The sequence below is a fragment of the Plastoroseomonas arctica genome (genome assembly GCF_018128965.1).
Taxonomy (GTDB): Bacteria; Pseudomonadota; Alphaproteobacteria; order Acetobacterales; family Acetobacteraceae; genus Plastoroseomonas; species Plastoroseomonas arctica.
Genome location: NZ_JAAEDH010000020.1, coordinates 48,709 through 72,819, shown reverse-complemented (window position 1 = coordinate 72,819; position 24,111 = coordinate 48,709). Strand labels below are relative to the sequence as shown.

Annotated in this window: 22 protein-coding genes; 10 read left to right on the top strand and 12 right to left on the bottom strand. The window is 69.3% G+C overall.

Annotation, left to right across the window (positions count from 1 at the left end):
- Window positions 1-31: 31 nt before the first annotated feature.
- Window positions 32-1,243 carry an NADP-dependent isocitrate dehydrogenase gene (locus GXW79_RS16400; RefSeq protein WP_211875512.1) on the top strand — a complete coding sequence of 404 codons (1,212 nt, stop codon included), beginning with the start codon at window positions 32-34 and terminating at the stop codon, window positions 1,241-1,243.
- A 109-nt stretch (window positions 1,244-1,352) separates the two neighbouring features.
- Window positions 1,353-2,030, top strand: coding sequence for a DUF599 domain-containing protein (locus GXW79_RS16395; RefSeq protein ID WP_246504055.1), 678 nt, complete (start codon window positions 1,353-1,355; stop codon window positions 2,028-2,030).
- Here the strand turns inward: GXW79_RS16395 and GXW79_RS21830 are convergent.
- From GXW79_RS21830 to GXW79_RS16365, 6 genes are all read right to left on the bottom strand, one after another.
- A complete protein-coding gene (locus tag GXW79_RS21830; RefSeq protein ID WP_211875511.1) occupies window positions 2,027-3,022 on the bottom strand; it encodes a DUF4261 domain-containing protein in 996 nt (331 codons plus the stop codon). The two genes, GXW79_RS16395 and GXW79_RS21830, sit on opposite strands and share 4 nt — an antisense overlap.
- Window positions 3,023-3,102: 80 nt before the next feature.
- On the bottom strand, window positions 3,103-5,718 hold the full coding sequence (alaS, locus tag GXW79_RS16385; RefSeq protein WP_211875510.1) for an alanine--tRNA ligase: 2,616 nt from the start codon (window positions 5,716-5,718) through the stop codon (window positions 3,103-3,105).
- A 97-nt stretch (window positions 5,719-5,815) separates the two neighbouring features.
- A complete protein-coding gene (locus tag GXW79_RS16380; protein WP_211875509.1) occupies window positions 5,816-6,415 on the bottom strand; it encodes a hypothetical protein in 600 nt (199 codons plus the stop codon).
- 116 nt (window positions 6,416-6,531) lie between these two features.
- Window positions 6,532-6,714: a hypothetical protein gene (locus GXW79_RS16375; protein ID WP_211875508.1), complete on the bottom strand. Its 183-nt coding sequence runs from the start codon at window positions 6,712-6,714 to the stop codon at window positions 6,532-6,534.
- Window positions 6,715-6,837: 123 nt separating this feature from the next.
- Window positions 6,838-9,807, bottom strand: coding sequence for a caspase family protein (locus GXW79_RS16370; protein ID WP_211875507.1), 2,970 nt, complete (start codon window positions 9,805-9,807; stop codon window positions 6,838-6,840).
- The gene (locus GXW79_RS16365) at window positions 9,807-10,808 is read right to left on the bottom strand and encodes a hypothetical protein (RefSeq protein ID WP_211875506.1); all 1,002 of its coding nucleotides are present in this window, start codon (window positions 10,806-10,808) and stop codon (window positions 9,807-9,809) included. Before GXW79_RS16365 ends, GXW79_RS16370 begins: the two co-directional genes overlap by 1 nt.
- Window positions 10,809-10,990: 182 nt before the next feature.
- Between GXW79_RS16365 and GXW79_RS16360 the strand changes: the two genes are divergently transcribed.
- Complete coding sequence (locus GXW79_RS16360) at window positions 10,991-12,112, top strand: branched-chain amino acid ABC transporter substrate-binding protein (protein ID WP_211875505.1); 1,122 nt, start codon at window positions 10,991-10,993, stop codon at window positions 12,110-12,112.
- A gap of 225 nt (window positions 12,113-12,337) precedes the next feature.
- Here GXW79_RS16360 and GXW79_RS16355 read toward each other — a convergent pair whose 3' ends face one another.
- The 3 genes from GXW79_RS16355 to GXW79_RS16345 form a co-directional block, all read right to left on the bottom strand.
- Window positions 12,338-13,645, bottom strand: a complete 1,308-nt coding sequence (locus GXW79_RS16355) for a discoidin domain-containing protein (RefSeq protein WP_211875504.1) — start codon at window positions 13,643-13,645, stop codon at window positions 12,338-12,340.
- Between the two features lie 319 nt (window positions 13,646-13,964).
- Window positions 13,965-14,138 carry a hypothetical protein gene (locus tag GXW79_RS16350; RefSeq protein ID WP_211875503.1) on the bottom strand — a complete coding sequence of 58 codons (174 nt, stop codon included), beginning with the start codon at window positions 14,136-14,138 and terminating at the stop codon, window positions 13,965-13,967.
- 87 nt (window positions 14,139-14,225) lie between these two features.
- Window positions 14,226-14,735, bottom strand: coding sequence for a flavin reductase (locus tag GXW79_RS16345; protein WP_211875502.1), 510 nt, complete (start codon window positions 14,733-14,735; stop codon window positions 14,226-14,228).
- A 149-nt stretch (window positions 14,736-14,884) separates the two neighbouring features.
- Between GXW79_RS16345 and GXW79_RS16340 the strand changes: the two genes are divergently transcribed.
- Complete coding sequence (locus GXW79_RS16340) at window positions 14,885-16,564, top strand: mucoidy inhibitor MuiA family protein (RefSeq protein ID WP_211875501.1); 1,680 nt, start codon at window positions 14,885-14,887, stop codon at window positions 16,562-16,564.
- A gap of 82 nt (window positions 16,565-16,646) precedes the next feature.
- Here the strand turns inward: GXW79_RS16340 and GXW79_RS16335 are convergent, their stop codons facing one another.
- A complete protein-coding gene (locus tag GXW79_RS16335; RefSeq protein ID WP_211875500.1) occupies window positions 16,647-17,333 on the bottom strand; it encodes a DUF3047 domain-containing protein in 687 nt (228 codons plus the stop codon).
- An 84-nt stretch (window positions 17,334-17,417) separates the two neighbouring features.
- Here GXW79_RS16335 and GXW79_RS16330 point away from each other — a divergent pair, with 84 nt between their 5' ends.
- Together GXW79_RS16330 and GXW79_RS16325 are read left to right on the top strand one after the other, a co-directional pair.
- The gene (locus tag GXW79_RS16330; protein WP_211875499.1) at window positions 17,418-18,551 is read left to right on the top strand and encodes a hypothetical protein; all 1,134 of its coding nucleotides are present in this window, start codon (window positions 17,418-17,420) and stop codon (window positions 18,549-18,551) included.
- Window positions 18,552-18,598: 47 nt separating this feature from the next.
- Window positions 18,599-19,264: a DUF1796 family putative cysteine peptidase gene (locus GXW79_RS16325; RefSeq protein WP_211875498.1), complete on the top strand. Its 666-nt coding sequence runs from the start codon at window positions 18,599-18,601 to the stop codon at window positions 19,262-19,264.
- Here the strand turns inward: GXW79_RS16325 and GXW79_RS16320 are convergent.
- The gene (locus GXW79_RS16320) at window positions 19,236-19,793 is read right to left on the bottom strand and encodes a GNAT family N-acetyltransferase (RefSeq protein WP_211875497.1); all 558 of its coding nucleotides are present in this window, start codon (window positions 19,791-19,793) and stop codon (window positions 19,236-19,238) included. The genes GXW79_RS16325 and GXW79_RS16320 overlap by 29 nt on opposite strands.
- 62 nt (window positions 19,794-19,855) lie before the next feature.
- On the opposite strand from GXW79_RS16320, the gene GXW79_RS16315 reads away from it, so the two are divergent.
- The 4 genes from GXW79_RS16315 to GXW79_RS16300 are packed head-to-tail and all read left to right on the top strand — an operon-like array spanning window position 19,856 to window position 23,059.
- Window positions 19,856-20,680 (top strand): CoA transferase, encoded by an 825-nt coding sequence (locus tag GXW79_RS16315; RefSeq protein ID WP_211875496.1) that lies wholly within the window; start codon window positions 19,856-19,858, stop codon window positions 20,678-20,680.
- Window positions 20,677-21,426 (top strand): CoA-transferase, encoded by a 750-nt coding sequence (locus tag GXW79_RS16310; protein WP_211875495.1) that lies wholly within the window; start codon window positions 20,677-20,679, stop codon window positions 21,424-21,426. Before GXW79_RS16315 ends, GXW79_RS16310 begins: the two co-directional genes overlap by 4 nt.
- Window positions 21,423-21,764 carry a hypothetical protein gene (locus tag GXW79_RS16305; RefSeq protein ID WP_211875494.1) on the top strand — a complete coding sequence of 114 codons (342 nt, stop codon included), beginning with the start codon at window positions 21,423-21,425 and terminating at the stop codon, window positions 21,762-21,764. Before GXW79_RS16310 ends, GXW79_RS16305 begins: the two co-directional genes overlap by 4 nt.
- A 59-nt stretch (window positions 21,765-21,823) precedes the next feature.
- A complete protein-coding gene (locus GXW79_RS16300; protein WP_246504054.1) occupies window positions 21,824-23,059 on the top strand; it encodes a CaiB/BaiF CoA transferase family protein in 1,236 nt (411 codons plus the stop codon).
- A 3-nt stretch (window positions 23,060-23,062) separates the two neighbouring features.
- Here the strand turns inward: GXW79_RS16300 and GXW79_RS16295 are convergent, their stop codons facing one another.
- Window positions 23,063-24,046 (bottom strand): catalase family peroxidase, encoded by a 984-nt coding sequence (locus GXW79_RS16295; RefSeq protein ID WP_211875493.1) that lies wholly within the window; start codon window positions 24,044-24,046, stop codon window positions 23,063-23,065.
- Window positions 24,047-24,111 lie beyond the last annotated feature (65 nt).

Below are 24,111 nucleotides of genomic sequence, written 5' to 3'. Positions count from 1 at the left end.
TCTGCGGCGCGCCTTTGCCCCGAGGACAGCCATGGCCAAGATCAAAGTGAAGACCCCCGTCGTCGAGATGGATGGCGACGAGATGACCCGCATCATCTGGGGGTTCATCAAGGACAAGCTGATCCTTCCCTATCTCGACATCGACCTGAAGTACTACGACCTGGGCGTCGAATACCGTGACCAGACCGATGACCAAGTCACAGTGGATGCGGCCAACGCCACCAAGGGATATGGGGTGGGCGTGAAATGCGCCACCATCACGCCCGACGAAGCCCGCGTGAAGGAATTCAACCTCAAGAAGATGTGGCGCAGCCCGAACGGGACGATCCGCAACATTCTCGACGGGACCATCTTCCGCGAGCCGATCATCTGCCAGAACGTGCCCCGCCTGGTGCCGCACTGGTCCAAGCCCATCGTCGTCGGCCGCCACGCCTTCGGCGACATCTACCGCGCGGTGGAGATGAAGGTGCCGGGTGCCGGCACGGTGAAGATGACTTACACGCCCACGGGCGGGGCGGCGCAGGAGATCGGTGAGTTCGTGTTCAAGGATGCCGGCGTGTTCATGGGCCAGCACAACCTCAACGCCTCGATCGAGGGCTTTGCGCGGGCGTCCTTCAACTACGGTCTGAGCCGCGGGTATTCCGTGTACTTCAGCCACAAGAACACGATCCTCAAGGCCTATGACGGCAACTTCAAGGACATCTTCAAGTCCATCTTCGACGCGGAGTTCGCGGCCAAGTTCAAGGCGGCCGGCATCGTCTACGAGGACAGGCTGATCGACGACATGGTGGCCTCCGCGCTCAAGTGGGAAGGTGGGTACATTTGGGCCTGCAAGAACTACGATGGCGACGTGCAGTCTGACATCGTGGCGCAGGGTTTCGGTAGCCTCGGCCTGATGACCTCGGTGCTGCTCTCGCCCGACGGCAACACCGTCGAGTCGGAGGCCGCGCATGGCACGGTGACGCGACACTACCGCGAGCACCAGAAGGGCCGCGAGACGAGCACCAACCCGATCGCGTCCATCTTCGCCTGGACGCGCGGCCTCGCCTATCGCGGCAAGTTCGACGCGACGCCGGACGTGGTGGCTTTCGCCGAGACGCTGGAGAAGGTCTGCATCGACACGGTCGAGAGCGGCTTCATGACCAAGGACCTGGCCGTGCTCATCGGCAAGGACCAGCCCTGGATGACGACGCAAGCGTTCCTCGCCAAGCTCGACGAAAACCTGATCAAGGCGATGGCGTAAGTCTGTCGGCGCTGGCCTTCCAGGCGGTGCCAAGTCGCAAAAGTAAAAGAATGGGGGTCTGGGGGAAATTCATTTCCCCCAGTCTTGCTTTTTAGTGTTGCCATTTGGCTTGTTGGACTGGCTCGGCCTCGCGGTCTTCGTCCTGTGCTGGGTCGGCTATGCCGCGGTGGTGGACCGCGTTCCGCGCATCCGCGCAGTCAGCGTGATCGCCGCGATGGACGAGCATCGCCATCGTTGGATGCAGCGCGCCCTGACGCGGGAGAACCGGATCGCGGATGCGGCGATCATCGGGAACCTGATGTCGAGCACGTCGTTCCTGGCGAATACCTCAATTTTCATTCTGGGTGGGTTGCTGGCGCTGTTTGCGGCGCCGGATCTGGGCCGGCGGATCGTGGCGGCGATGCCGTTCGCGGAGGTGGTGATCAGCGATGGGGCCTGGGAGGCTCGGATCGGATTGCTGGTTCTGATCTTCGTGCGGGCGTTCTTCGAGCTGACCTGGGCGTTGAGGCAGTTCAATTATGGGTCGATTTTGCTGGGTGCGATGGGGTTCGGGACGCAGCATATCGCGGAGGCGGCGCAGGCGGCCCGGGTGGTGAACCGGGCCGCGCAGCATTTCAACACGGGGCTGCGGGCATACTACTTTGGCCTGGCGGCGCTGGGCTGGATCGTGCACCCGGTGGCGTTGATGGCCGCGAGCCTGCTGGTGCTGCGGGAACTTCACCGGCGGGAGTTCCGTTCCGCGGTGCGCGAGGCGGTGCAGGAGGGGTCGCGGGCGCCTCGCGCCTAGTCCCGCTTGCGGCCGAAGGCGCGGGGTGCGGCGCCCTCGCTCCAGGAGGGCGGCAGGTCCGGCGCTGTCCGCGCCTGGTCCCAGGGCGAAGGCGGCCGTGCCTGGGTTGAGGCGCCCCAGGGCGAGCCCTCGAATCCCGGCGGTGGCGCGAGCGCCGTCTCCTCGCCCAACTGAAGGACCGGAACCCCGGAGCGTTGCCCCTGCGCGGCGTAGCGGACGCGCACGCGCTCCGCATGCGTCTTCCCGAGCGTCTCCCCGTCCTTGATCACCGGCCCGTTCTCGATGAGGTAGAGGCAGGTGCCGATCAGGCGATCCAGCACCGCGGTCCGCGGCTGCGAACTCGGCATCCATTCGACCTCGCGCCCGATGAAGGGCCGCATGCCGCTGGTCATCATCATCATCTGCGGCTGGCCGATGGCGTCGGGCGGCGCCGAGAGGAACCAGAAGCCAAGCCAGTTCAGCGCCGGGATCTTGCGCTCCAGCAGCCTCAGCGCGCCGGCATGGAAGGCCTGCGCCTCGCTCAACGCCTCGCCATTGGTCCACATCACGCCGATGCTCGGGATCATCTCGATGAGCGCGGCCGCGATGAAGCTGAGATAGCCCGAGCCGTTGAGCGCCTGGCCATGGGTGATGACCTCGTCGATGGTGGCGAGCACCACGTGCCCCTGCCCGGCCGCCATGGCGGGTTGCGCATCGGGCCAGACGCGGTTGAGGCGCAATCCCGGTTCATAGGCCTCGGCCGGCAGCCTGGTGCGCGCGAACAAAACCATGATCGCCGTGTTGTCGATGCTAAGGGTGAAGCCTTCGCCCAAGGCACGGGCCGGGGAGAGGTTCACCGGGCGCAGCCCGACCTCCACGCCAAGCGGCGCCATCATCTCGCGCAGCCGATCGATGAGCGGTTCGGGCCGGAGCAGCGGCGGCGGCTCGCGCGTGACGACGTAGGCAAGCAGGCGTTCGGCCATGGCGATGCGTTCCGGCGAGGCGTCGGGCACGGTTGCGCTGGTGCCCTGGTACGGTGTTAGGCCATATGAATCGGTCCCGGATCAACCGGAAACGACGCGCCCGGACACATTCAGGCGGCGAGTGTGGCCCTGATCGCCGCCAGCGCGTCCTCAGCCTTTGTGCCGTCCGGCCCGCCGGCCTGGGCCATCTCCGGCTTGCCGCCGCCGCCCTTGCCGCCGAGGGCTGCGCTCGCCGCGCGCACCAGGGTAACGGCATCGGCGCGGCCCTTCGCCGCGGGGCCGATGCCCACCATCACGGAGGCCTTGCCGTCGGCAGTGGAGACGAGCGCCACGATGTCGGCGGTGTCGCCCCCGAGGATCGCCTCGACGAGGGGTTTGAGGTCCTTGGGCGGCACCTCGCCCACGTTGCGCAGCGCGACGCGGAAGCCGGCGACCTCCTCGACCGCGGCGGCACCGGCGCCGGTCGCGAGCTGCTTGCGCAGCTCGGCGATGTCGCGTTCCAGCTTCTTGCGGTCGTCGAGCAGCGAGGTGATGCGCTCGGCCAAGTCCTGCGGGCGGGTCTTCAGCAGCGCGGCGGCGTCGCGCAGGTAGGTCTCCTGCTCGGCCATGGCGCGCAGCGCGGCCTCGCCGGTGACGGCTTCGAGGCGGCGCACGCCGGCGGCGACGGCACCCTCGGAGACGATCCGGAACAGCGCAATGTCGCCGGTGCGCGCGACATGGGTGCCGCCGCAAAGCTCAGTGCTCGGGCCCATGGTGACGACGCGGACTTCCTCGCCGTATTTTTCGCCGAACAGCGCCATCGCGCCTTCGGCGACGGCGGCTTCGGGCGTCATCAGGCGGGTGTTGACCTCGGCGTTCGCGCGGATCAGCGCGTTCACCTCGGCCTCGACATGGGCGAGCTCGTCGGGCTCGATCGGCTTGGGGTGCGAGACGTCGAAGCGCAGCCGGTCGGGCGCGTTGAGCGAGCCCTTCTGCTGGACATGGGTGCCGAGCCGCTCGCGCAGCGCGTGGTGCAGCAGGTGGGTGGCGGAGTGGTGGGCGCGGATGGTGGTGCGGCGCGCGTGGTCCACGGCGGCGGTGACGGGCTGGCCAGCGCGCGCCATGCCGGCGGAGACCGTGCCGAGGTGGATGAACAGGTCGCCCAGCTTCTTCTGCGTGTCGCGGATGGTGATCTGCGTGCCATCGGCGGCGGTGATCATGCCGGTGTCGCCGACCTGGCCGCCGCTCTCAGCGTAGAAGGGGGTCTGGTTGAGGATGATCGCGACGTCCGTGCCAACGGGCGCTTCGCCCACGACCTTGCCGCCGGTGACGATGGCCTTGATCTCGGCCTCGGCGGTTTCGGTGGCGTAGCCGAGGAAGTCGGTCGCACCGAGGGTTTCCTTGAGGTCGAACCAGACGGTTTCGGTGGCCGCCTCGCCGGTGCCGGCCCAGGCGGCCCGCGCCCGCTTCTTCTGCTCCGCCATCGCGGCATTGAAGCCGTCGAGGTCGACTGCCCTGCCCTGCTCGCGCAGCGCGTCCTGGGTGAGGTCGAGGGGGAAGCCGTAGGTGTCGTAGAGGCGGAAGGCGATGTCGCCGGGCAGGGTCGCGCCTTGGCCGAGGCGGGCTGTTTCATCGGCGAGCAAGTGCAGGCCGCGGTCGAGAAGCGAGCGGAAGCGGGTTTCCTCCAGGCGCAGGGTCTCGATGACCAGGGCCTCGGCGCGGACGATCTCGGGGTAGGCCGCGCCCATCTGGCGGACCAGGGCGGGGACCAGGCGGTGCAGCAGCGGGTCGCGCGCGCCCATCATGTGGGCGTGGCGCATCGCGCGGCGGAGGATGCGACGGAGGACGTAGCCGCGGCCCTCGTTGGAGGGGAGGACGCCGTCGGCGATGAGGAAGGTGCCGGCGCGAAGATGGTCGGCGACGACGCGGTGCGAGGAGCGGAACGGCCCGTCCGGGTCCTGCCCGGTCGCCTCGGCTGAGGCCAGGATCAGCGCGCGCAGCGTGTCCGTGTCGTAGTTGTCGTGCTTGCCCTGCAGGATCGCGGCGAAGCGCTCGAGTCCCATGCCGGTGTCGATGGAGGGGCGGGGCAGTGGGTTGCGCGTGCCGGCGGGCTCCTCGAGGAACTGCATGAAGACCAGGTTCCAGATCTCGATGAAGCGGTCGCCGTCTTCATCGGGAGAGCCGGGCGGGCCGCCTGGAATGGAGTCGCCATGGTCGTAGAAGATCTCGGAACATGGCCCGCACGGACCGGTGTCGCCCATGCGCCAGAAATTGTCGGAGGTCGGGATGCGGATGATGCGGCTGTCGGGCATGCCGGCGATGTCGCGCCACAGCTTGGCGGCGTCCTCATCCTCGGAATAGACGGTGACGAGCAGCTTCTCGCGCGGCAAGCCGAAGTCCCGCGTCAGCAGCGTCCAGGCGTGTTCGATGGCCTGCGGCTTGAAATAGTCGCCGAACGAGAAGTTGCCCAGCATCTCGAAGAAGGTGTGGTGACGCGCGGTGTAGCCGACATTGTCGAGGTCGTTGTGCTTGCCGCCCGCGCGGACGCATTTCTGCGCCGTGGTCGCGGTCGAATAGGCGCGCTTTTCCTGCCCCGTGAAGACGTTCTTGAACTGCACCATGCCCGAATTGGCGAACATGAGCGTGGGGTCGTTGCGCGGGACCAGCGGGGATGAGGCGACGACCTGGTGCCCGTTGCGCGCGAAGTATTCGAGGAAGGTGGCGCGGATGTCGTTGCTGCTGCTCATGTCTCGGCCAGGATGCGGGGGGCCGAGACCTGTAACCCGTTGATCGCGCGACGGGAAGGCCCGATCAGCCGGCGGGTGCGGGAGGTGGCTGCGCTGCTTAGCGGAGCTGTTGCGGATAGACGGTGCGCATGCCCGCGGTCGGGACGAAGTTGATGGTGTTGCGAGCCTGGTTCTCCAGCACGTTCAGGCGCGGGTTGTAGCGGATATTCACATGGTCGGTGTTCGGCGCGCTCGTGGCGCCGACCGCGGTCCAGGTCTTGGCCTGGATGACGCAGGTCGCGTTCACGCGGGAGAACTCGCTGTAGGCCGAGGCGCCGATGCCGGGGAAGGTGCCAAAATCATAGCCGTAGATCGGACCGTTGAAGTTGAGCGCGGCCGCGAAGGCGACGAGCTCGGCGATCCATTTCGGCCGCGGCCCCGCGCCGTAAGCGCGCACGGTGGCGCCCGCCTGGGTCAGGTAGCAGGCGCCGAACAGTGCTGTACCCACGCCCGGCCCGGCCGGGTGATGCGTCACGAAGTCGGCGAAGGCGGCCGCGCGATCATTGTACTGCGCGGGCGTTTCGCCGCCGTAGTTGTGGAAGCCAAACAGCCCGGCATTGGTCGCGTAGACGATACCGTGGCAGCCCATGATGCTGGGAAAGCCCAGCTCGTCCGGGGAATAGACAAGCTCGCGCTCTGAAACGTAACGGGTGACCATGGTGCCTCCGTGTGTTCGTGGAATGGGAGGCATCGGGATCATGCCACGCCTCCGCGAACGTTACGGAGGAACAGCGAGCTGGGCAATCCGCGGTCGGCACTTGGACGTGTGACGGTTCAGGGGCTTTCCGCGTCCTCGGCATCCTGGGCCGATTTGCGCTTGTTCTCGTGCTGCTTGTCGGCCTTGCCGTGATCCGGGCCACCCTCCTTGCGCTCATCGGGGTGGTCGAGCGGGTGTGGCGAGGGCGGCGCCTTTGTGGTTTCGGGGTCCGGCAGCGTCGGTTTCTTGGGCTCGTTCATGCGAGTGAAACGGATCGGTGGTGCGGGGGTTGCGCGGGCGCGCTCAGCCGACGCGCGCGAGACGTTCGGGAGCTTCGAGGAACTGCTCGAGTGCCGTCTGGCCGCGCTCGCGACCGGCTCCAGTTAGTTGCGGTTCACGCGCCCCAGCGAGAAACTCCGCAGATCCCGCTGCGCGGTGCGGAACACCGCATCCTGGCGGTGGTTCCTCTCGGCGGCGAGTTGCGGCACGCGCCGCATAACCCATTCCCCGATGGCGAGCGCGCTGATCCGTCCCTCGCCATCCGAGGCCGCGCGTCCGGTCAGCCCTTCGCGAAAGGCGTAGGCGAAGACGCCGTTGCGGTCGTCATAGCTGTCGAGCGCCTCCTGCACCGAGGATGATGCCGCGAGCAGGAAGCGGCCGGTCTCGTTCCCCAGCGCGGAAAGCTGGTCCATCGTCAGCTGCCCGGCGTGGCAGGTGTCGAGCAGCAGAAAGGCGTCGCGCGCCCGGATGCGCGCGAGGGCCGCGACCAGCGTCCCGTCATCGATGCCCTGCCGGCGGACCACCTGCTGCGAGGAGAGGTCGCGCACGTCGTGGGGAAGGAACACGAAGCGCTGGTCGGTATCGGTACGGATGCCGTGACCGGCGATGTAGAGCACGAAGGTGTCGGTCGGCTGCAGCGTCTGCGCGGCGCGGTCCAGCGCCTCCATGATGTTGGCGCGCGTCGCCTCGCGGTCCACCAGCACGGTGGTCTGGACGTCGCGGAAGACGCCCGAGCCCTGGGCGCGCAGCGTCTCGGCGACCACGCGCGCATCGGGGACCGCGTAGCGCAGGTTCATCGACGGGATGGCGTAGGTGTTGACCCCGATCGCGAGCACGACCAGGCGCCCGGCACCGGCCAGCGGCGGCGGCTCGCCGGCGCGGCGCAGCGACAGCGTGGGGCCTTCGGAGAACAGCGCCCGGTCCTCGGCGTAGAGGCGGCTCGCGATGCGGTTCGGGCCGGGGTCGAGCGGGATCTCGACCGAGACATCGCCCACGCGCGGCTCGGCGCGCGCCGCGATGCGGTCATTGACCAGGATGTCGAGCGGGCCGAAGCCCGTCCCGCGATCGGTGGTCGCGAAGGTCAGGCGCACGGCGCGGGTGCCGGAGGGCACGGTGCTCGCATCCCAGGCGACGGGAGTGCAGCCCTCATCGGTCACGGCGCAGGCGGTCGCGCCGGCGAGGACGGGAAGCTGGCCGATACGCGCGCGCAGCTCGCCCAGCTGGGCCAGACGCTGTTGCGCCGGCGCGCTGTCGCCGGCGATGCGCGCGCGCAGGGCGGCGGGTGCGTAGAGCGCGCGATAGGCCTGCTGGAAGCTCGCCCATTCCGGGGTCTGGGTGCGGGTGCCGTTGAGATGCACGCCCACCAGCTCCTGCCCGCCATTGGGGCTGTGGTCGAACAGGCCCTCCGGCGTCCAGGCGACCCAGCGCAGCGTCGGCGCATGGATGAAGACTGCGGCGAGCTCGGTCAGGCGCGGAGTGATGCGGAACCAGCGGATGGTGCCGTCGCCCAGCGCCACGATGGCGGTCTCGCCCGCCGTCGCGACACCCCAGGCGGCGGCCGGCAGCAGGACGGAATCCACCTCCCGCCCCGCTGCGTCGAACAGGCGGAGGAAGCTGTCGGTGCCGATCAGCGCGCCGCGATCGCCATCGAGCAGCGCACCTGCGCGGGAGAACTCGCCGGGGGACAGCGCCAGCGCGGTGTTGCCCAGCCGCGGCGCGCTGGTGTTGCGCGCGCCGGTGATGGACAGCCGGCCGGTGACACGCGCGGGGATGTAGCCGGCAACGTCGCCACTGGCGAGCTGGCCGGCCACCGCGTCGAACACGATGGGCGCGGACCCGGCACGCAGCGCAAAACGCGCCTGGGTGCCGTCGGGCGAGATGGCCAGCGTGGCGCCGGTGCGCCGGAAATCCCCGCCCGGCGGACGCGCCGGGAAGGCCAGTGTGCCGCCAGGTTCCACCCGGCCCCAGCCGGGGTCAGCCGAGGCGAAGGCCACACCGCCGCCGGGCAGCGCGAGGAGGTGGTTGATGCCATCGCGCGCGGCCGGGATATCGGTGGGCGGTCCATGGCCGAAATCGGTCCAGCGGCGGATGATGTATTCGAGCGCATCGGGTTCCGCCCCGACGCGCGGCTGCTGCTCACGCACGGCGATGCCGCGCCCGCCCGGCCCCTGGCCGATCGACCCGCCGGACGCGGAGGCGCCGGCCGCACCGGCGACCAGCGCATAGCCGGCGGCGTAGAGCTGTACCCCGCCCCGACCATCGGAGGCCCAGGTCACGGCGGAGAGCCCGTCCCCGGCCATGCCGGAGGTGTCGGGGACGAACAGGGTGCGCAGATCAGACGCAGCCAGGACCTCAACCCGCAGGCGGTCCTCGAAGCCGATCGCGAGCAGGGCGCCGTCGGGCGACCAGGCGAGTCCATAGGGACGGCCATTGGGCACCACCATGCGGTCGGCGATCTTGCGGCCCTGCGGCGTGTAGACACGCACGCGACCATCGGCGGAGGTCACGGCGAGACGACCATCGGGTGCGAAGGCCACCATGCGGGCGGTGCCGCCGTATTCCTGGTCGCGGAAGATCTCGCGCCCCGTCCCGGTGTCCCAGGCGCGGACACCGGCGCGGCCCGCGAAACTGGCGGCCAGCATCTGGCCATCGGGCGAGACCGCGAGGTGATGGACCGCCGCCGGCAATTGCGGAAGCACGTTGGCCATCCGGTTGGTGCGGGTGTCGAACACGTAGATGGAGAAGAGCCGGTCCCAGCCCAGCCCGGTCTGGCCCGCCGCATAGGCGCGGGTGCCATCCGGCGAGAGCGCCACCGCATAGAGTTCGCCCTCCAGCCGGGTACCGATCGGCGGGCGCAGGACGGCGCGCGGCTGGCCATCGGGCAGCGACCACAGGCGCAGCGTCTTGTCGTCCGACACCGAGGCGAGCAGCCGCCCGGCCGCATCGACGGCCAGCCGATTGACCGGCGCGATATGGGCCTGCGCTTCGACGCGGAGGAATGGCGTCTGCGGCGGTTCCTGCGCCGCCGCCGGCCAGGCCAGCAGCAGCGCGACGAAGGCCAGCCAGCAGCGCATCAGCTGGCGAGCTCGAAGCCCTGCCCGGACGCGGCGGCGTTGGCGGTGGCAACCGATTCCGAGAAGTTCTCGCGCCGGGCGATGTTGGTGGCCGCGAGCTGGCGAACATCGCCGGTCACCGGCGCCGCGTTGGGCGAGGCCTGGCGCGACTGCGCGCCCGCGGCACCGCCGAACAGCGCGGCGGGGGCATAGCCGCGTACCCCCTGCTCGGTCTCGACGAGGGCGTAGCCGCTGTGCGCCGGGCGAACGGTCACACGCTCACGAGCGCTGACCTGGGTGAATTCCGGCGCAGCAGTGTCCGGGCGCAGCCGCAGCGGGATGACGCGCGCGGTGGTGACGGGTCTCGGGTTGCCGATCCGCGCGCCGGCCTGGTTGCGCGCCGCGGGCGCGACCTCGGTGAAGGCGGTGTCGAACTCGGCGCCGCGCGTGCCCATCCGCTCGTTGATGCGCTGGGCGACGGCGACGTCGTTGGCGAGTCGAGCGCGCACGTTCTGCATGGCGGCCTGGGCCTGCTCGCGGCTGATGCGGCGGGCGGCGAAGTCGCTGCGGATGCGGGCCGCGGTCGCCATGCGGCAATCGAGCAGCAGGTCGAAGGCGCGCTGGCTGCGGTCGATCTGCTGGTTCTCGGCCGAGACGTCCTGGGCGATCGCCTGGTTCAGCTGGGCCTGGTCGCTGTATTGCTGGCGACGGGCACTGATGTAGCCGGCAGCGGCGCCGGCGACGCCGCCCGCGACGGCGCCGATTCCGGCACCGACGGCGACGTTACGCGAATTGCCGCCGCGCGCCGCGGCGACGATGCCGCCGAGGATGGCGCCGCCCGCCACGCCGATCGCGGCGCCGCGGATGATGTCCTCGGCAAAATAATTGCCGGTGCTGTCGAGCTGTACGAGTTGCGGACGGCAGGCATCGCTGCCGTCATCGGTGCCGATGCGCCCGGACTGGGTCGTACAGGCGGCGAGAAAGAGGGAGGCGCTGGCGATGAGCGCCACCGGACGATGCATGAAGCGCATTTTGAGGCCCCGAGAGTGAAGGCTATGTTGCAAAACTCGACCTTCCGGGAAAGTAACAGATACTTGCGCACTCGGCCAGCCATGCGCTTGGAAGCGCTGGAACAGCGCCGGTTGCGCGGTTAGGCTTCGCGCCGACGCGCCGCACAATGCGGGCGAGGCGAGAGGAATGAGCGATGGTCGAATTCACGCGACGTATGGCGATGGCAGCGGGCAGCGCGGTGGTACTCGGCGCGCGCGGCGCGCTTGCGCAAGGGACCGGGCCGATCCGCATCGCGACGGCCGGGCCGATGACCGGGCAATACGCGGCGTTCGGTGCGCAGATGCGCGCGGGTGCGGAGCAGGCGGTGACCGACATCAACGGGGCCGGCGGCGTGCTCGGGCGCCAGCTCGCCCTCGAGGTCGGTGACGATGCCTGCGACCCGCGCCAGGCGGTGAGCGTGGCGAACCAGCTCGCCGGGCGCCGCGTCAGCTTCGTCGCCGGCCACTACTGCTCGGGCAGCTCGATCCCGGCGCGCGACGTCTATGCCGAGGAGGGCGTGCTGCAGATGTCCCCGGCCTCGACCAATCCGCGCTTCACCGACGAGGGCAAGTGGAACACCTTCCGCGTCTGCGGGCGCGACGACCAGCAGGGCGCGGTCGCCGGCGCCTACATCGCGCGCAACTTCACCGGCCGGAAGGTCGCGATCCTGCATGACAACTCCGCCTACGGCAAAGGCCTCGCCGACGAGACCAAAAAGGCGATGAACGCCGCCGGCCTGCAGGAGACGCTCTACGCCGCCTACACCCCCGGCGAGCGCGACTACTCCGCGCTGGTCAGCCGCATGAAGGCCGCCGACATCCAGGTCATCTATGTCGGCGGCTACCACACCGAGGCCGGCCTGATCCTGCGCCAGGCCAAGGAGCAGGGCATGAACGTCACGCTCATCGGCGGCGATGCGCTGGTGACGAACGAGTTCTGGCAGATCGCGGGCGCTGCGGGCGAGGGCACGCTGATGACCTTCGCCTCCGACCCGCGCCGGCGCCCGACCGCGGCCGAGGTCGTGGCCCGCTTCCGCGCCCGCAACGTCGATCCCGAGGGCTACGTCCTCTACACCTACGCCGCGGTGCAGATCTTCGCCGCCGCGGCGACGCGCTCGAACGGGGTGGATCCGCGTGCCATCGCCTCGCTGCTGAAGTCGGGTGGGCCGTGGCAGACGGTGCTGGGGCCGATCAGCTTCGACGCCAAGGGCGACGTGACGGTGCCGGACTACGTCTTCTACATCTGGCGCAACGGCAGCTACGCCGAAATTTCGTAGTCTCGGTTTATTTGCTTGCGCGGCGCCGAGCGCGCCGTGCAGGCTCGGTGCGTCAACAACCGAAAGGAGGTGATCCGGTGTCTCATCGCAATCATGGGCGTGCTCTGGCCACGGCCCGGATCATCGTGCGGGTCTAGTCGCACGGGTCACCTGGGTAGTCGTGGGCAGGCCACCTGCCACGCGATGTGAAGGCCCCGGCGGGCAACCGCCGGGGCCTTCTGCGTTTCAGGAGGTGTTGTAGGGGGCAATCAGAGCCTGCTTGCTGTCGAACTGGAAGAGGTTGCGGGCATGGCCGCGATAGAGGCTGATCCATGCACCCACATTGCCGGTATGGGTGATCACGATGTCCGCCGCGGCCAGCAGGTGGATGGCGGCGAGCAGGGTCTGGCCGAAGGTAGTGCGGTCCAGGCCGTGGCGTGAGACATCTGTGCGATGGATCACAACACTGCCTTCAGTGACCGGCAGGGAATCGAAGGCGAAGCAGCGCTCGCCGAAATGCGCCTTCACTTGGTCCTGGATCTGCTTTTGGTCGGTCTGAATGCAGACACGGTGGCCGGGGCGTGTGGCGAGCAGACGGTCTGCCAAGGCGAGGTATTCGGCGATGTCGGTTGGCGAGATTTCCGTCCTCTTGTCGGTGCCGCGGTACAGGATGACGATGGTATTCGACTGATCGACGGCGTAGTGGGCAACAAGGGATTGTTCAATCTCCGCAACTTCAGGATGCGGACGAAAAAGGCGGTGGATGAAGGGTGTTAGTGTATCGAAGCGAAAGTCTCGATAGTGATTATGAACATCCCAAGCGTTGAATAATCGCTGGCCGGTCGCGGGCACTGGCAAGGAAATGGCGGTGTCGGCCACGAAGAGGTGCGGTTGGCCATTAGATTTTTCACGAAAACCCCACATGGAAGCTGAAAAATCAATCTCGGAAATGGTGAAGCCGCGTGCCGCCGCGCTCATCGCCATCTGGAGTGCGACGGAGCAGTTGGAAAAGAAGCCTTGGTTCCAACGAACCGCGATATCGGCCGTAGGCCATCCGTCGAGAAAGCGCAGGTTGGTAAGCCTGCCATAGCGCGGAGAGGTGCCAGGTGTGAGGTCGGGGGAAAAGATGAAAACCTTGTCCAAGTGAAGGGCGCCAATACCCAGCGCCGTGAGGCGGATAAAGCGGGCAAGGATCGGATGCGGCAAGCGAAAGTCGAAGGGCGTGTTCGACAGCGCACCTCCGAAGGCGATGCCGATGGTGGCGAGCGTGCACCAAGCCTCATGTTCCGCGGCTGCTTCGATACGCAGCGGCACGGCGCGTAGCAATCCATCCAGCCCGGCGTCTTCACGGTTCCACAGCATGATGCGGGCAACCGGGACCGCACGGTGGAGATCGACCAAAATCCAAGGGTCCGTCTCTATAGTGGTGTGGAAAGAGAATCGTCCCGTAGGCCTACCGGTCAGCACGTTTTCTGCAGCGGGCTCCCTCCCACGCCAGTAGCTGCTCAGCCGGATGGTCTTGCCGGCGCCAAGATTAAGGCACTCCTCGGTCATGCGGCGTATTCCATTGCCCAAAACGCCCGGTCGCTACATGTAAGATCTAACTCTGGGTCGAAACTAAAGCCAACCGTGTTCCTGTTCCTCACTGTTCTGTAGGATACCGCGATAACTGTCAATAAATATTTCGCCTCGCGCTCGAAAATAATCCTTCATTGAGTAGCTCCTTCGCAGCATACCAATGTTCACGCAGCGGAAATGACAATTCAAGTTATGGCGCTTCACCCCTCCACCAGGAAATAATCGAGACCAATTCATGGTAAAGCGACTCCCGTTAAACGGAATTCGTTATTTACTTGTAGCTAAACAAAACTTCTCAGCGGCAGATGAAGCCGTCCGGCCCGTCATCCTCGACGCTCTCCGGCAGGTCGGCGGCGATATCCTCGACCATGGCGGCGAGCCAGGCATCGGCAGAGCAACCAAGCGCCTCGGCACGGCGCGCGATGGCCTCGGCGGCTTCGGTCGACAGCGTCACGGTCAATTCAGTCATCAGTGGCTCACCTCATGTGATTCGCCACCATTGAAGCGCAATCAGGTTAAGCGGAGGTTTGCCGCATGCGCATTGCTGCGCTGCACCTTATTGCTTGATGGAAACATTGCTCGCCAGAGCGTGATACCCACGCCCGAAATACAGCAACGCGGCATCGTCGGGATTGCCCTGGCGGATCGCCTGGACCTCGCCGAACAGCACGCTGTGGGTGCCCTTCTCGAACACGTCGGCGATGCGGCAGTCGAACGAGACGATCGCGCCGTCGAGCACCGGTGCGCCGGTCACGAGGCGCGACCAGGGGTGATGCGCGAAGCGTTCATGCATCGCCGGGCCCGAGGAGCTGGCGAACAGCTCCGCCACCGCCTGCTGGGGATGGGCCAACACGTTGAGGCAAAGCACGCCGTTGCCGGTGACGATGGGCCAGACCGAGCTGCCGCGCCGGAGGCAGACCAGAAGCGTCGGCGGGTCGTCGGTCACCGAGCAGACCGCGGATGCGGTGAAGGCGGCTTCGCCTTCGGCGCCGGCGGTGGTGACGACATTCACCGCCGAGCCGAGCCGGGCCATGGCGTCGCGGAATTCCTGACGGGAAACGGTCATGGCGATGCAGCTTTCTCGCGCGGGTTGGTGTGGCAGGTTGGTGCGGCAGACAAGCAAAGGGTAGGCCGGATCGTATAGGGGACAATGGTGGCTGGCGCAGCCTTGCGCATCGGGCCTCTATATCGGGCGGCAACAAGGGGGGTTGGGTGATGATCCGGTTCGGCACGATGCTGGTCGCGGCGCTGCTGGCGCTGCCGGTCCTGGCGCAGGGCCAGGAGGGCGCGCGCATCGCCGTCGCCGCCCAGGTCTCGCGCGTCGTTGCCTATCCCGACCAGGCGACGATCACCCGCACGGCCGAGGTGGCGCTGCCGGCGGGCGAGAGCCTGCTCGTGCTGTCCGGCCTGCCCACCACGATCCTGCGCGAGAGCGTCACCGCGCGCGGCCGGGCGCTCGGCGCGGTCACCATCGGCGCGGTGGATCTGCGCGAGGCGCCGGTCGGCGCGGTCTCGAGCAGTCCGCGCCTCGCCGAGATCGAGCGCGAGCGGCGCGACATCGCCACGCGAATCGAGGCGCTCGATGTCGAGATCCGCGCCTGGACCGCGCAGGCCCAGATGAGCGAGCGCCTGGTCGCCGGCGTGGGGCAGCGCCCGGCCGGGACGGCACGCGGCCTCGCCGACGAACCCGGTGCCTGGCGCGAGGCCATGCTTGCCGTACGCAACGCGACCGCCGAGGCCGGCGAGGCGATCCGCGTTGCCCAGGCATCGCGGCGCGGCATGAGCGAGCAGTTGCAGAAGCTCACCGAGGAGGCCGCCCCGCTCGGCCGGCCCGGGCGCCCGGCGCTCGAGGTCGTGGTCGCCGTGCAGGCGGCGCAGGCGACGCGCCTGGAACTCGACGTCACCTACCAGATCCCCGGCGTCACCTGGCGCCCGGTCTACGAGGCGCGGCTCGACACGCGCGAGGGCAAGGTGACGCTGCGGCAGGAGGCGATCCTGCGCCAGACCACCGGGGAGGATTGGCGCGGCGTGGCGCTGGTGCTGTCCACCACGCGGCCGTCGGGGCGCACGCAGCCGCCGGCGCTGGAGCCCTGGCGCATCGCCTTCGCGCCGCCGCCCATGCCGATGCAGCCCCCGGCGAGCGCCGCCGCACCGGTGCTGGGCGGCTCGGTCAGAGGCCGCGGCATCGACAGCCTCGCCGATGAGGCGGAGGCGCCGCGCCGCCAGGACGCGGCCGTCGCGACCTCGGAGGTCGTGGTCCAGGGGCTTTCCGTCGAATACGCGATCACCGGCGAATCCTTCATCGCCGGCGATGGCAGCGAGCGCCGCGTGCGCATCGGCGAGGCGGTGCGCGACGCGACGCTCTCCGCGCGCGTGGTGCCCGCCGTCGATCCGCGCGCCTACCTGCAGGCGCGCTTCACCCATGCCGGGCCGGCGCCGCTGCTGCCGGGCAATGTGGCGCTCTACCTCGACGGCGTGTTCGTGGGCCGAACGACCATCCCGCTGATCGCCGCCGAGCAGCCGCTGCCGCTGGGCTTCGGCGCCGATGACCGGGTGGTGGTCAGCCACCTGCCCCAGCTGCAGGCCAATGCGAGGGGCGGCTGGGTGATGTCGGGGCGGCGCACGGTGATGACGCGCACCGCGCTGACCACGGTGAGAAGCGCCCATGCGCGCCCGATCGAGATCACCGTGCTCGACCGCGTGCCGGTCTCGGGCGACGCCGAGCTGACTGTCGAGATGATCGCCGAGCCGGCGCCCACGGCGCGCGACGTGGAGGACCGGCCGGGTGTGGTCGCCTGGACCTGGACGGCGCGGCCGAACGAGGAGCGGCGCATCCGTTTCGGCCATGCCGTGAGCGCGCCGCAGGGCCGGCCGGTGCAAGGGCTGCCGCGCTAGAAAGGTCTCCGGTCCGCCGCGCCGGGAAAGTCCGGCGCAGCAAGCCGCCGGAGGCGGCGCCCGCCGATTCAGGGCACGAAACTCAGCAGGGCCCGAAGCGGATCCGCTCCACCGCTGCATCCACCGCGCTGCGCGTGTCGTCGCCATCCGAGCCGATCGCGAGCTCCTGCATCGGCGGCGGGTCGGCACCGAAACTCGCGCGCCAGTCCGCGGCGAGGTCGACGCGCTGCTCCACCCAGGCGCCGCGCTGCGCGCTTGCCGGCTGCAGGATGCGAACCTGGCCGAGGCCGTGGAGGTAGGGGCTCGGGAACGGGTTGGGCTCGGCGCCGGTGCCGCCCCAGGCGTAGATCAGCACGCTGCGCGGCAGCGGGTGCTCGCCGGCGGCGGCCTGGGCAACCTGGAACTGCGTGCGCGTCCAGAAGCCGGCATCCTTGGGCCAGCCGCTGAAACCGACCGAAAGAGTGAGCGCGCGATCATCGCCGCCCTGGCGATCGAGCCGCGTTGGCGGCGGACCGGCATCGACGCGCCAGCGCCAGAACAGGCATTGCGGCGCGCCGCGCTGCGGCCGCCAGACGAAACTGCCCTGCCCCTGGCCGCGCACGCGGACGCCTTCATTGGGCAAAGCATTGAACTGCGCCGGCGCCACGCCCGACCAGGTGCCGGCGCGCCAGCCCGCCGCGGCGAGGTCCGGCGCCGCGTCCTGGCGCGCCGCAGACCCGCCGATGAGCGGCGAGCAGAGCAGCACGGCGGAGACGGCATAGGCGCGCATCCCGTTTTATCCATGTTACAGCGTGGCGTCACAAGCGATGCGTGGGGGCGTGCGTTGGAATTGTGCATCGCAAGGCGTGGCGTGTTGCTGGCCGCCCCGGCGCTGATCGCGGCGGGCGAGCCCTGGACGCCGCTCGCGCTGCGCGCCCTCGCACCGATCCGCGCCGGAGTAGCCGCACTCGGCGGCCCGGGCCTGCTGCGCAGCTGGGAGATCGGGCGCGGGGGCGATTTCGACCGGGTGCAGGCCGAGGCCGCCTTCACCTACGACAATGCGCTGGCGGGCTTTGCGCTGCTCGCAGCGGGGGATCGCGACGGCGCCTGGTGCCTCGCGGAGGGCCTGCGCCTCGCGCAGACCCAGGACCGCTCCTATCGCGACGGAAGGCTGCGCAACGCCTATGCGGCGGGCCGGCAATTCGCCGATGCGCCGGCAAGCGCCCGCCCACCCGGCTGGTGGGACGGCGCCTGGCGCGAGGATGCCTATCAGGTCGGCAGCGCGGTGGGCCCGGTGGCCTTCGCCATGCTGCTCTGGACCGCGATGGCCGAGGCGCCCTTTCTCGAGGCAGCGCGCGCCGCAGCCGACTGGTGTGCGGGCTTCCGCGTTGCGGATGGCGGCTTCGCCGGCGGCGTCATCGGCCATGAGCCCAGCCCCGCCGCGCTGCGCTGGCGCTCGACGGAGCAGAATATCGACCTCGCCATCGCCTTTGCGCGCGTCGGCCGGCAGGCGGCGGCCGCGCATGCCGCCGATTTCGTGCGCGCCATGTGGGAGCCGGCCGAAGCGCGCTTCGTCGCGGGCCTCACGCCGAGCGGCGCGCGGAACGGGCATTCCGCGCTCGACGCCAACCTGTTCCCGCTGCTCGCCTGGCCGCGCGAGGCGCGCTTCGCGCCGGCGCTCGACTGGGTGCTGGCGCGGCACGGCGCGGCGGGCGGGCTCGATTTCGACCAGGACCGCGACGGCGCCTGGCTGGAGGGGACCGCGCAGGCCGCGCTGCTGCTGCGCCGGCTGGGGCGCGAGGCGGAGGCGCGCGGATACGCCGCCACCATCGCGCGGCACATGACCGGCGCGGGCTGGGTGCGGGCAGCGAGCGTGCCGGCGCTGACGACGGGGCTGGAGACCGGGATCACGCCGGGTGTGGCGGATTTCACCTATCCCGACCGCGCCCATCTGGGCGCGACGGCCTGGGTCGCGCTGGCGGCGCTAGGCGCCAGCCCCTTCGATTGAAGGCAGCGGCTTGCCGCCGCCGCGCCGATCGCGTTACCAGCGCCGGCATGCAGGACACGTTCGCCAACCCCAGGACCGAGCCGCCGGCCTTCACCCACGTGATCAGCCTCGGCGGCGATTGCGAGGTGGCTTGGGCGATCCGCCACATCTTCGATCAGCCGCAGGCCTATCCGTTCGACTGGCTGGTGGTGCCGCCCACGGCCGTGATTGCGCATCTGCGCAATGCTTGCGCGGCAATGGTGAACGGTGCGGCGCTCGAAGCCAGCGCGGTGCACGACGCCAATCTCGGACGTGACCGGCACATCGTGATCGATTCGGCGACCGGGACGCAGTTCCACCATGATTTCCCGGACACGCCCGAGTTCCGGCCGCACGCGCCGCGAGTTGCGGAGAAATACACGGCACTCGCGGCGCGGTTGTTTGCGCTCAGCGCGGCCGGCGCACCCGTGTTGTTCGTGCAGAAGGGCCAGCCCGCGGCGGACGATGCGGCGCTCCTCGCAGCGCTCGACGCCTACCTTCCCGGCACGCAGGCGCGGTTGCTCGTGGTCGATCCGCTACCCAATGCCGCCGCAAACGAAGCGGAACGGATCACGCGCCGGCGCCTGGACATCGCCGGTCGCGGCAGCTGGGAGGATACCGCGCCAAAATGGCGGCGCATCCTCACCGAGGCCGCGCAGGCGGGGCTCAGCGCGGGGCGGCTGCGCCTGGCATGATGGCGCTGCGATAGAGCAGATGTTCGCGCTTAGGATGTCCCTCGGCGACACGCGGATGCTCGAAACGCCCATCCGCGCGCATGCCGAGCTTTTCCATGAGCCGCCAGGAGGGCTCGTTGGCGGGGATGGTGAAGGCCACGATCTCGGGCAGCCGCAGCGTGTCGAAGGCGAAGCCGAGCGCGAGGCGCGCGGCTTCCTCGGCATAGCCGTGGCGCTGCTGCGCCGGCGTGATGCGCCAGCCGATCTCGACCGCAGGGGTGAAGCGCGCCTCCCAGGCGACATGCATCAGCCCGACCACGCCGAGGAAATCGCCGGTCGCGCGGTGCGCGGCGACCCAGAACCCCCAGCCATGGGTGGCGATATGGGCCTGCAGCCGCGCGGCCCAGGCGTCGCTTTCGGACCGGGTCGGCACGAAGGGAAAATGCCGCATCGCGTCAGCGTCGCCGTTGAGGATGTATAGCGGCTCGGTGTCTCCCGCCTGCCAGGGGCGGAGGATCAGGCGCGGGCCTTGCAGGGTCACTTGGTCCATGGTGGCGCAACCTAGCCTCGCTGGCCGCCATGGGGCTATGGAGGGGGGCGGAGGAGAAGACCATGGACCCGATCAGCCTCGAAGCGATGGCCGCGAGCGTGCCCGATGGCGCGCTGATCGCGCTGCCGCCGGACAATTCGCTGCCCTCCGTCGCACTCGCGAAGGCGCTGGTGCGGCGCGGGGCGCGCGGGCTGCGGCTGCTGGGCGTACCGGTCTCGGGCTTCGCGACCGACGTGCTGATCGGTGCGGGCTGCGTGGTGGAGGTGCAGACCTCGGCCGTGTCGCTGGGCGAGGCGGGCTTCGCGCCGCGCTTCTCGGCTGCGTTGAAGGCCGGGACGATCACCGTGCGTGATGCCACCTGCCCCGCCATCCACACCATGCTCCAGGCCGCCGAGAAGGGCGTGCCGTTCATGCCGCTGCGCGGGGTGATCGGGTCCGACATCCTCGCCCACCGGCCGGATTGGCGGGTGATCCAGAACCCCTTCAGCGATGCGCCGGATGAGATCCTGCTGCTGCCCGCGCTCAGCCCCCATATCGCGGTGTTCCACGCGGTGATGGCCGATGCGGAAGGCAATGTCTGGGTCGGGCGGCGGCGCGAATGCGCGACGGTGGCGCATGCGTCCAAGCGCGCGCTGGTGACGGTGGAGCGCGTGGTCGCCGGCAATTTCCTCGAAGATGAGCGCCTTGCGCCGGGCACCATCAGCGGCACATACGTCGAGGCGGTGGCGATCGCCGAGCGCGGCGCGCAGCCGGTGGCGCTGCTGGATGAATACGGCGTCGACGCCGCCTATGTCGCAAACTACGCGCGCATGGCCAAGACCGATGCGGGCTTTGCCGAATGGTGCGCCGAGCACGTGTTCGGTGACCTGCAGGCCGCCGCCGAATGAGCGTGCAGCCGGAAGAGCGCCTGGCATGCGCACTCGCGCGGTTGATCCTGGACCCGGCGGCACCACCGGCCCGCCACATCGCCGTGGGCGCGGCGTCGCCCATCCCGGCGGCGGCCTGCTGGCTGGTGAAGAAGCAGGGGCACGCGGTGCGGCTGTCGCTGCTGCACAAGCGCAGCGGCAATCCGTTTACGGAGGGCTCGCGCGAATTGTTCGATCTCACCGGGCAGGGGCGGATCGATCTGTTCTTCCTCGGCGGCGGGCAGATCGACGGGCAGGCGAATTTGAACCTGGTCGGCACGGGCGAATGGCCGGGCACGGGAGTGCGATTCCCCGGCAGTTTTGGCAGCGCGTTCATGTATTTCATGACGCCGCGCACCATCCTGTTCCGCGAGGAGCACTCGCCGCGCGTGCTGGTCGAGAAGGTGGACATGATCTCCGCGCCAGGCGTGTCGCCGCCGGGCGTGTTCCGGCGCGGCACGGCGCAGGCGCTGGTAACGGGACGCTGCGTTTTCACCTTCGACGCGGCGCGCGCGCGCTTCACGCTGGCGTCTCTGATGCCGGGCGAGACAGAGGCCAGCGTGCGGGCGGCGACAGGGTTCGATTTCGACGTGGCCCCTGGCCTCGCCGCGGCACCCGAGCCGAGCGAGGCCGAACTCGCCATCCTGCGCGGCGCCGTCTGCGATGAGATGGCGGAAACCTATCCCGAATTCTGTGCGCGCGTCTGGGGCCGAGCGCAGGCTGCGTGACGCTAGGCACCCTGCTGATCGGCGGTGCGTTTCTGCTTGCCGGCGTCGGTGGGCTCTGGCGCGCCCGGACCCGCCGAAGCTGGGTCAAGGAAGAGGCGGTGGTGATCGCGTACAGCCCCGCGGCCGGCCTCGTGACGGTCAGTCTCGGCGAGCCGAAGCGGTTTGGCAGTCTGCGGTGGTCTGAGGACTACACACCATCGCCGGGGACACGCGTGCGCGTGACCCACCCGCCGGGCGATCCGCTGGCGCTGCGGTGGCATATCGGCCCTCTGGAGCATGTGTTGGCCGGCATCACTGCCGCGATGGGCGGCATTGTCGTCCTGATCGGTCTGAAGTGAGGTTCGACAACCCGCGCGCGGTCAGGCAGTTTTCTTCTCCGAATGTTCAGGATGCACCGATGATGGATGACATGGCGCAACCGGGCGAGCGGGTCTCGCAGGGGTCAGGCGCACTTGCCGGCTTGCGGGTGATCGACCTCACCCGCGTGCTGGGCGGCCCCTACTGCACCATGCTGCTCTCCGACCACGGCGCGGAAGTCATCAAGCTCGAACCGCCGCAGGGCGACGAGGTGCGCGACTGGGGGCCTCCGTTCAATGCGGATGGCGATGCCAGCTATTTTGTTGGCGTGAACCGCAACAAGAAGAGCGTGGGCCTGGACCTGGGCAAGCCCGCGGGGCGCGAGGTGCTGCTGCGCCTGCTCGAAGACGCGGATGTGCTGGTCGAGAACTTCAAGCCAGGGTCCATGGAGAAATGGGGCCTCGGCTACGACCACGTGCTGCGCGAGCGTTTTCCGCGCCTCATCCATTGCCGCGTCTCCGGCTTCGGCGCGGATGGGCCCCTGGGCGGGTTTCCCGGCTATGACGCGGTGCTGCAGGCGATGGTGGGGCTGATGTCCATCAACGGCACCGAGGATTCCGGCGCCACGCGCATGGGCACGCCGATCGTGGACATCGCGACGGGGCTGTTCTCCGCCATCGCCATCCTGATGGCGCTGCATGAGCGCGAGCGGTCCGGCCAGGGGCAGTATTGCGACATGACGCTGCATGATTGCGGCATGGCGCTGCTGCATCCGCACGCGGCGAATTTCTTCCTCAACGGCAAGCGTCCGGCGGCGACCGGCAACCCGCACCCGAACCTCGCGCCCTACTCCAAATTCCAGACGCGGACCTGCGAGATCTTTGTCGCCGCCGGCAACGACCCCGCCTTCCAGAAATTCTGTGCCTTCCTCGGCCTGGAGGCGATGGCGCGTGACCCGCGCTTCGCCACCAACGGCGCGCGCGTCGTGAACAAGCCCGCCCTGACCGAGGCGTTGAATGCGCGCTTCGCCGATGAGGATGGCCATGAGCTGACCCGCCGGATGCTCGCCGCCGGTCTGCCGGCGGGGCCGGTGCTCAATGTCGACGAAGCGATGGCCGCGGCGCACACCCTGCACCGCAAGATGGTGACCGATATCGGCGATTTCCGCGGCCTTGGCACGCCGATCAAGCTCAGCCGCACGCCCGGTGGCGCGCGCACCAAGCCGCCTCGCTTCAACGAACACGGCGCGAGCGTGCTGCGCGCGCGCGGATTCTCGGAGGCCGAGATTGAGGCGCTGGCGCGCGACGGCGTGCTCGTGGAAGCACGCCGTCGCTGAGCGCTACCGGGTGCGGCGCGAGAGCGACACCGCATAGGCCGAGGCACGCGCCTGCAGCGTCGGGTCGTCGCTCATCGTGATGCCCGGCGCCTGGTCCAGGATCAGGAAGCTGACCGGGTCGCAGGGGCCGCCGGGGCCGGCGGACACCTCGGTGACCGCGAGGCGGCCGACGACCGTGCGGGGCCGGTCGTCCGGCCAGGCAATGGTCGGGTTCAGCAGGTCATCCCCCTGCCCCGGAAACTGCAGCACCATGTCGAATTCGACTGGCGCGGTCGCCACGCGGCGGCGCATCTCGTCGGCGAGGAAATTCGTGCCGATCGTGCGGACCTGCTCCTCGGTCAGACGCTGCACGCCGGCGCGCGGTTCGAACACCCAGCGCGCGGGACGCACCTGACCGTCCTGGCCGCGGAACATGAAGGTGTTCACACCCCAATAGGGGGTCGTGGCCCAGCTCGCCGGCGGCAGGTTTGCGGCAAGCCAGCGGCCCTGCAGCGTTGTCGCCGGGTTGGCCGCGACGAAGGCCGCGACGCGCTCGGCATTGGGCTGCCCCGTCGCCGGGTCCGGCCGGCGCGCGAGCAGGCCATCGACGAGGGCCTGGGGCGTCGGCGCGCCGAAGATCGGGGCGGAGATGTTGGCCATCTCCCACACGTCGCCGCTCGGCGTGTCGAAGCGGATCGACAGGCTGCGCGTGGAGCGCGCCACGTCGGATGCGTTGGGGTTCGCGCCGCCGACGCCGAAGCGGATCAACGTGGGAATGCGCTGGCCGCTGAACACCGGCGAGACGGTGAGGCGGGTGCCATCGGGCGTGGCGGTGAAGTGGCCGACCGCGCAGGTGCCCTTGGGATGGCTCGGCCGGTAATTGGTGATCGGGCCGAGCACCGCCTCGAACGCATCGACGATCGCATCGGGCGAGGGCGGATCGGCGGCCTGGACCGGCAGCGCGAGGAGCAGGGCGGCGGCGGCAAGCAGGCTTCGGCGGAGCGTCATGTGGGGCGTCCCTGGATTGCGATGGAGCGGAGGCTAGCCGGGTGTCGGACATCTTCGCCAGCGAC